Here is an 8977-nt window from a genome sequence, read left to right as displayed (position 1 = left end):
AATTTAAACATAAATCTACTAATTACTGGAAAATGGTTGGCAACTATGCTAAAACAAACATATTAAAATATAATGATACATCTTTATTACAAAGGTAAACTATTGGGTAAGGTGAGTGCTAGCTTTATATAATGACTATGATGGAGCAGACGACACTTACTAAAGAAACTATTTATGGGCGTCTTAGTTCGTTTTTTCGGTTCTTAACATGGTAGGTTTTTTGATGGGACTCAATATTTGACTTTTTTATAGTAAATAATACTGAGTAAGAGATACTCTTTTACTGATATAGCATTTGATTGAATTACTCGTAAAACTCACCTGCAATAATTAATGATTGTAAGGTATGAGTAATCACTGAATTTATGGCTATAATAACGCTGTAAAAAATTTAGCATAACGCCCAACTTACTAAGATAATTCATCATGAAGTGCGTATAGTGACTCATGGCGGTTCCCTGTTTAGATCAAGCCAAAAATAAGCGATGTCATAGGTTGGTAGGACTGCGCGCTGTTTTAGATGAATGGTTTGTATTCATGAATCGCATTATGAGTAAGTAGTATTACGCATAAAAAGCACTGTGAACATATCGCATGATGAATAAATAGTCGTTAATAGGACAATGAGAATGGAAAATGATTTTGATGGTTTAAAAGTGATGGTTATTGATGACTCAAAAACTATTCGCCGTACCGCAGAAACCTTATTGCAAAAGGCTGGCTGCGAAGTTGTAACTGCCATTGATGGGTTTGATGCCTTAGCGAAGATTGTGGATCATAATCCAGATATTATTTTTGTGGATATTATGATGCCACGTTTGGATGGGTATCAGACTTGTGCTTTGATTAAAAATAACCCTGACTATGCCAGCAAGCCTGTAATCATGTTGTCATCTAAAGATGGTTTATTCGATAAAGCCCGCGGACGTATTGTGGGTTCTGATGAATATTTGACCAAACCGTTTAGTAGGGATGAGCTTTTTGAGGCAATTAATCAGTATCGTTAATCATGTAAAATGGTCATAAAGTTTTCATATAGCGATACATTTAACGATAAAGTATTTTTATCATATTTAGTATCATACATTTAGCTCAGTATAAAAATATTAATTCAATCGGTTTGTTTTAACACTATATTCTAACGGATATCATCGAAAATAAAGGAAATAACCATGACTACTGTATTAGTCATTGACGACTCGCCCTCTGAGATGGCGAAATTTCGCGACATGCTTTCTAAAAATAACTATCAAGTATTGGAAGCGATTAATGGTGAACAAGGCTGCCAAATGGCGATTGATCATCTACCAGACGTCATTTTGATGGACGTAGTAATGCCTGAGATGAACGGTTTTCAGGCAACTCGTAAAATTACTCGTGACAAGACGACCGCGCACATTCCTATAATCATGATCAGTACCAAAAATCAAGAAACCGATCGGGTGTGGGGCAAGCGTCAAGGCGCAAAAGAGTATATTACCAAGCCGATTGATGAAAGTGGTCTGGTTCAGATCATTCGTAAAGTAATGGAGTAGCTTGTGGCATCCAGAGGGTTTATTGAGCTTCTGCGTATAGCAGATTTGGCACGTTCGCGTAAAAGTGGACGCCGCGGTGGACAAGAATTTGACTGGCAAGGAGTGGTATTTGAGATCGGTGGTCAACGTTTGGTTGCGCCAATGGGTCAAATAGCCGAAGTATTATCTATGCCAGAATACACCAGCGTGCCTTTAGTAAAGCCTTGGATGCTTGGCATCGCCAATATTCGTGGACGCTTATTGCCGTTGACTGATTTGTCTCGATTTTTACAAGTGCCTAGCAGCTTAGCGCAAATGAGTCAGCGCAAGGTTATGGTGATTGACCATGGTAATGTATTTTCGGGGTTGCTTGTTGATCAAGTACTTGGTATCGAACAGTTTACTCAAGAACAGTATCAGCCAGAAGCGATTGAGCCAAATTCACCATTTGCGCCTTATAACCATGGCAAGTTTTTCAAAAATGATCAAGATTGGTATGTGTTTATGCCAAGCTTGTTGGCACAGGATATACAGTATACCGATGCTGCAATATAACTATCGTTTATCAACGTTAATGTTTGACACGCAACTGTTTGTCAAAAAATGATAGGAAGCAATGGCTGACAGAATTCGGTGCTTTGTCAGCATTCATACAGGCTTTGTGAATCACTGTTGTTTGATAACAATATGATTTCAGAGTCAGTCACGATAAGACTTTGACGATTGTTTGAAAGGAATAGGTACGATGAGTGATGTTATAAAAAACCCTGTAGCTGGTACCCATAAAAACACGACTGATGCCAATAGTAAATGGAAGCTCTTATTGGGGCTTAGTGTGTTGGTAAGTGTGGCATGTCTGTTTTGGTTGGTAAAATCCTTATCATTGGTCAGTCAATATTTGGAGAGTTTCAACCAATCCGTCGTAGTGCCAGTGATTTTATTTGTACTGGGTGTATTGGGTATCTTATTTGCCTTATACCAACTATTACAGCAGCGCGGTGGCTCAGAGCGTTTGCTTATCGAAAAAGAGACGTTACGTCGCCGCCAAGAGGCGGAATCTGAGTCTGAGCGTGCGCGCCAAATTCAAGAAGAGAACGAGCGTAATCAGATTGCGATTTTGCGTTTGCTTGATGAGTTGGGTGACTTGGCAGACGGTGACTTGACAGTGAATGCGACAGTATCAGAAGACTTTACTGGAGCGATCGCCGATTCCGTTAACTTCGCAATTGACCAATTACGTCAGTTGGTATTGGTGATTAATAGTACGGCAGATCGTGTATCGCAGTCCTCAGAGGAAACGCAGATGAATGCAATTGAGCTTGCTGAGGCATCTGAACACCAAGCACAAGAAATCGCTGGTGTATCGGCCGCTATTAATGAGATGACGGTATCGATTGACCAAGTTTCAAATAACGCAGCAGAATCTGCGACCGTTGCTCAGCGTTCGGTTGCCATCTCTTACAATGGGGCAGAAGTTGTACAGCGTTCTATTGAAGGTATGAACGTTATCCGTGATCAGATTCAAGAAACATCAAAACGTATCAAACGCCTTGGTGAATCTTCGCAAGAGATTGGTGATATCGTTGGTTTGATTAATGATATTGCAGACCAGACCAACGTTCTGGCATTGAATGCCGCGATTCAGGCGTCGATGGCTGGTGAAGCTGGACGAGGATTTGCGGTCGTTGCTGATGAGGTTCAGCGTCTTGCTGAGCGTTCAGCCAATGCAACCAAACAGATTGAAACATTGGTAAAAACCATTCAGGCAGACACCAGTGAAGCCGTTATGTCGATGGAATCAACCACTTCTGAAGTGGTACGCGGTGCACGTTTGGCAAAAGATGCGGGTGAAGCCCTAGAAGAGGTGCAAACCGTTTCTAATACCTTGGCGGATCTGATCCAAAACATCTCAAATGCTGCTATGCAACAGGCAGAGTCGGCAGGTCACATCTCTCATACCATGAATATCATTCAAGATATTACTTCGCAGACGTCTTCTGGCACGATGGCGACGGCACGCTCTATTGGTGAGCTGAATGAAATGGCGGCAGCACTACAAGAATCAGTCACCGGCTTTAAGATATCGAACGATGATGAGCAGCTGGGTTATGACAGTATGGACAATGAGTATTTAGATATCGATGAGAGAATCTCTGTTAATAGTTAATAACTGTCGATAGCATTTATGATCTTTTCTATTGAAATGTTAACCAGATTGTCGTTCTAAATAGACGTTTTTCAGTTTGGAGCAGCAACATTCATAGCAGGTCACATGAATCATCATATTCAACAAGATAACAATAGTATCTATAGAGCAGAAGTTACATTGGTAGAGACTTTACTACAAGAAGATGTAACAGCGATAGGCGATGACTACGCTTTTGATGCAAGGCAATGGCAGCGCTATATAGAGTATGAGATTGGTTTTATCTTACCTAGTATTCAATGCAATTGGCTTGAAAATTCTGTCAATCAAACGGCGTCAACTCATGGAGTGACTACTGCCCAGTTATGGCAGCAGTTGCCGCACAACGATGTGCTGCGCCAGCAATTGCTCGATAAAGTATTGATTCATGAAAGTCGATTTTTCCGCCATCAGCCTTCTATAGAGTTTATTACTGAGTATGCTTTGCAGCATCAACGACTGCAGTTAACCGATGACAAAACTAGTGATCATGACATTAGCGCTAGTAAGCCGTTTCGTATTTGGAGCGTGGGCTGTGCGAGTGGACAAGAGACTTGGTCGCTTGCAATGAGTTTAGCCTCAAAGCAGGTCGGTAATTATAAGATATTGGGTACTGATATGAGTGAGCAAGCACTGGCAACGGCGCGCTTAGGTCAATATCCTGCTAGACAGCAATCATTAATCCCATCATCTTGTCAGCAGTTTGTGCAACCATTGCTACCAAAAACTGTTACTAACGTAGTAGATTCTAATGGCGCTACTACAAATAAAAGCGCGGTAAACAATAGTCATGCTGACTGGCAGATTACGCCAACATTAAAATCGCAGGTTCGTTTTGCTTTACATAATATTATGGATAAAAAACTACCGACGGCGCATTTACAACAGGTAATCGTGTGCCAGAACATGCTGCTATATTTTCGTAAATTTGATCAGCGTGATATTTTGGCACGATTATCAGAAAAATGTGCTTTAGGTGGTTATATTATATTGGCTCCAGGTGAGGCGCTATTTTGGCGTCCTTCAAATATGCGCCGTATTGCGCACCCACAGATTAATGCGTGGCAAAAAATCAGTGCCTAGATTAGCGCCCAAAAGAGTTAGGATGAATCTATGAAAAACCAGCCCAATGACATGGTGACGCTTGAGTGGTTATTGCCAGTGTTTAATCAGCAGTTATCACAGGTAGCTGATGGCTGGCAACTAGATGCAGGGCAAGCTTTTAATGAGCAAATGGCGCAGTGTTATCATGAAATTGATGGTGCGCTGACCATGGTTAATCAGCCTTCTTTGGCAGGTTTAGCGAACAAGCTCAGCCTATTAGCAGGAGCGGAGACTACTGATACTTTAAATTCAGATAATGATTCCAATCTGTCTGCTGAAAAACTGAGAATGGGACAGGTTGCTCATAGGTTGTTACAGCGTGAACTAAGTTACTATGCGCACACTGGCAGCCAACACACTGCTTTAATCAATAAAACCTTGGCTGAGCTGATGCAAGTCTTATCACAGTTTGGGGTAGTAGCAGAGCCTCTTACAGACAGCCTTTCATCAGCCAACGCTCTGGCAGGCTTAGCCGATTACGATGAGATTGAGATCACCATACCAGCAGGTATGGCAATGTCAGATTTAGACAATGAGCAGCATCAGCAATTATTATTGGTCTGGCGCCAACAATCTCACAAACTGTTTGCTGCTAATATAAATAGCCCTGCTATCTTGACGCCATTGGAGAAGGTTAGCCATTATTTATGGCAAACCGCTCAAGAGACTAATTTGCAGCGTCTGTGGTATTTAACAGAGCTGTGGCTGCATGATCTTGGGCAAAATGACAACCCATTACCCAAGTATTATGCAGGGCTATTAAGTCAGCTTGATAAAGTGATAGATAGTAGTCAGCATCAGCATAAGTTATCTACTAACGAGCTTAATCATCTCATTAGCAGTATTTATATCGAGTTAAGCGGTCTTATCAATAACAGTGATAATACGCAATCTCTCTTGAAGGGTGGTGCGCAGACAGAAGCTGAAGCACGTTTCTTGCCTCGTATATTAAGTGAGATTGAGGCGATTATTTTCACCCTTGATAAACCTCATGCGTTATTAAAGCCGTTGGCAAAAATAAGTAACCAACTAGCAGACCGCGGCTGGACCTTATTTGGCTCACAAGTTAAGTCAATTGCGGCTGATATAGAGCATAGCTTGTCATCAGAGCAAGATTTCACTCAAGAACAATGGCAGATAGAGCGTCAGCTGCAAGAATTATATAGTGCAATCTACAATACAGAACAAATCATTGCGACCAAAATAGGTAGCGCTGCATCATTTACGATTTCAAATGAAAGTGATTATGATTTGCCGTCGCAAAGTAATCTATATAGCAGCGCTAATGATGTGGATTTGCGCGAGCTGCGTATTGCTGCTGAAGAAGTTAAGCAGGATTTCCATAACTATATACAGCGGCAACAGCTGAATTTACTGCCAAATCAGGCAGATTTTGCTAGTATGAGTCAAGCGTTTAATAGCATGGGGCTGCCATCAGTTGGTGAAGCAACCAATAAAATAGCCGATATATTTTTACAGATACATACTCATAAGATTGAAATACTTAGCTGGGACGTTACCCAAGCACTGGTAGAGAGTTTAACTTCCATTGAGCTACTGCTTGATTATCTTGCACAGCAGTTTTTTGATCAATCCTTGCTAGAAAAAGCAAATGCCTATATTAATACGACAGCCAATCTACTTGATGCGTATATCTATGCGCCTGAAACAGTCAATGATACTTTTCTCACCCAAAAACCTGTCGCTAATGATGTACTACGTTATGACGACAATGGTGAGAGAGCCCCTCTTATTGTCCCGCTGTCTAATAGTGAAGCATTGATTGATTCAATAGTGAATCATAAAAATGCAATCGTTAAAGAAGGCAGCGACGCTTTACTAAAAGTGCGTCAACAGCTTCAACCTGATAACTTCGATATCGATGAGGACATTCGAGAAATATTTCTTGAAGAAGTTGCGGAAGTGATTGCTGATTTAGAAGACTTTTTACCAATATGGCAGCAAGATGCACAAGATTTGACACCGTTAACTGAATTGCGCCGTGGTTTTCATACTTTAAAGGGCTCCGGACGGATGGTTGGAGCTTTTAGTATTAGTGAGATGGCATGGTGTATTGAAAGTCTGCTCAATCGTTTGTTAGATAAAATCTTACCAGTGACGGATGATGTAGTTACCTTGGTAACAGAAGCTACAAAGCGCTTACCCGCTATGCTCATCGACTTTACCGCCCAGCAGTCACCAAGCTTTGATCCTGCTATTATACTTTTACAAAGTCAAAACTTAATGACTCAGCAACCGCTTAATGCGGGTTTGGCAGTAGCTGAGCCTACGTCATCAACAGCTGCTATTGAAACAGCGGACGCTGTATCAGAGCATTATATACTCGATCAGGATTTACACTCGCAAGCCATAAGCTCAGTCACTGAGCCAGCAAATGATTTGAAGTCATTAGCAGGTTTAGAATTACCTTTGGTGCTGCAATCATTTATCGTAGAAGCAGGAGAGCTTGCAGCAGATGCAAATGATGCTGATCCTGATATCAAAGAGATCTTTATAGAAGAAGCGAATGAAGTCTTAGAAGAAATCGTTCCTCTATATGAGCAGTGGCAGCTTTCCCCTACAGATTTTAGCGAACTGAAAGACATTCGCCGTGGGTTCCATACCCTAAAAGGCTCAGGTCGTATGGTCGGCGCTCACTATAGCGCTGAATTGGCGTGGTCTATAGAAAATATGCTGAATCGTATTTTGGATAAGAACATTACGGTTTCAGCCGACATACAGCAGCTGATTGGCGACGTATTGACTGTGTATCCTGAGTTATTGACTACTTTTGAGCATGAAAGCCAAGACTATCCAGCAATGGTGCCGTTGTGGATTGCCTGCGCCAATGCCTATAGTAAGCAGTTGGGCGATGAGTTTAGCTACCGTGCAGTATACAGTCAATGCTCACGGCTTTCTGAGAATATACAACTGACCCTTGATGTCGGTAGCGATATTCAAGAGTTAGAAAGTGAGGATGTAATCGATCGCACTTTACAGACGATTCATTCGGTAAACGAGAAAATGGCAGATGCGCCGGTTATCTTGATGCCACAAAGTGAAGAAGATCAAGCATTCTTTGATATCTTTATTGAAGAGGCAGAAGCGTTGTTAGAGGGTGTTAATGATTTTGTGCGTCATCATCAAAATGAGCCCTATGTTGATGTGAGTGATGAGATTGTGCGAGCATTCCATACCTTGCGCGCCGCGTCAGGATCTAATGCTTTAATGGCTATTAGCGATGTGAGTGCGACCATAGAGCAAAGTTTAGAGCTGTTGCAGCAGCAGGATACACCGATGAATGCCTGTCATATTAATGCATTGGCTCAATCTGTCACGCTTATTGATGGCTATCTCGATAATTATAAACAACATGCCCAACAGCAAGATATGTCAGCAGAGGATATGCAAAGCGGGCAGGATATCGCATCTTTGCAAGCACTGCTTGATGATCAAGATGGTAATAATGATGCGAGTGCCGATGATAAGCCAACGATTAACGATTTGCTAGAGGGCAGTATCGACGAGCTACTAGATGCAGAATGGCAACTAGAGGCAGCGCTGAGTCACTCAGATACAGAACAAGTTCAAACCTATATTACAAAGCAGCTGTCGCAAATTAATGACCTGAACGACAATGCGCAAGCCTTTCCAAAATTCGTCTCTATCCTTAATGCTTTGCAAAATGCTTATCAGTATTTGAGTGCGCACCTCAGTCAGGCGGCAAATACGGATGTCCAAACGACTTTACTTGCTGGGCATGCGCAGTTAATCGGTTTGTTTGATGCTTTAGCCGGCAGTACGTCATTAAAAATCGATGAACAGGTACTTGAGCATTTACAAGGTATTACGCAAGGCGATCATACCATTGACGAAATTGACGAAATTGACAGTATTGGGGAAGCTATCGTCCATAAAAATCAGGCGATGGTACAGAGTATTGCTGTGCCTGAGCTAGAGCTTGAAACCATCGATACGGATATTGAGCTACTAGAAATCTTCTTAGAAGAAGCGCAAGAGCTTGATGATGCACTGGTCGACAGTTTTAGTAAGTGGCGCGCAGACATCACTCATATCAATACGTTAAAGGTACTTCAACGCCATCTGCATACCATCAAAGGTGGTGCACGTATGGCAGGCATCCGCAGTATTGGTGACTTGACCCATGAAGCAG

The 8977-nt window shown here is 41.8% G+C and carries 5 protein-coding genes and 1 pseudogene; all 6 read left to right on the top strand.

The window, feature by feature from the left end; all coding sequences use genetic code 11:
• Window positions 1-629: 629 nt before the first annotated feature.
• Entirely contained in the window at window positions 630-1007 is a 378-nt protein-coding gene (gene pilG / locus VLN09_RS09110) for a twitching motility response regulator PilG (protein ID WP_325245798.1), read from the top strand.
• A 165-nt stretch (window positions 1008-1172) separates the two neighbouring features.
• Window positions 1173-1535 carry a response regulator gene (locus tag VLN09_RS09105; RefSeq protein WP_325245796.1) on the top strand — a complete coding sequence of 121 codons (363 nt, stop codon included), beginning with the start codon at window positions 1173-1175 and terminating at the stop codon, window positions 1533-1535.
• A gap of 3 nt (window positions 1536-1538) precedes the next feature.
• Window positions 1539-2069: a chemotaxis protein CheW gene (locus tag VLN09_RS09100; protein ID WP_325245794.1), complete on the top strand. Its 531-nt coding sequence runs from the start codon at window positions 1539-1541 to the stop codon at window positions 2067-2069.
• Window positions 2070-2436: 367 nt separating this feature from the next.
• Window positions 2437-3597: pseudogene (locus VLN09_RS09095) on the top strand (methyl-accepting chemotaxis protein); the annotation flags it as partial.
• 189 nt (window positions 3598-3786) lie between these two features.
• Window positions 3787-4782, top strand: a complete 996-nt coding sequence (locus tag VLN09_RS09090) for a CheR family methyltransferase (RefSeq protein WP_325245792.1) — start codon at window positions 3787-3789, stop codon at window positions 4780-4782.
• Window positions 4783-4812: 30 nt separating this feature from the next.
• A partial coding sequence (locus tag VLN09_RS09085; protein ID WP_325245790.1) for an Hpt domain-containing protein occupies window positions 4813-8977 on the top strand: 4165 nt, incomplete at its 3' end.

The organism is Psychrobacter sp. (assembly GCF_035469765.1).
Classification (GTDB): Bacteria; Pseudomonadota; Gammaproteobacteria; order Pseudomonadales; family Moraxellaceae; genus Psychrobacter.
This window is presented reverse-complemented; position numbering and strand designations above follow the sequence as displayed.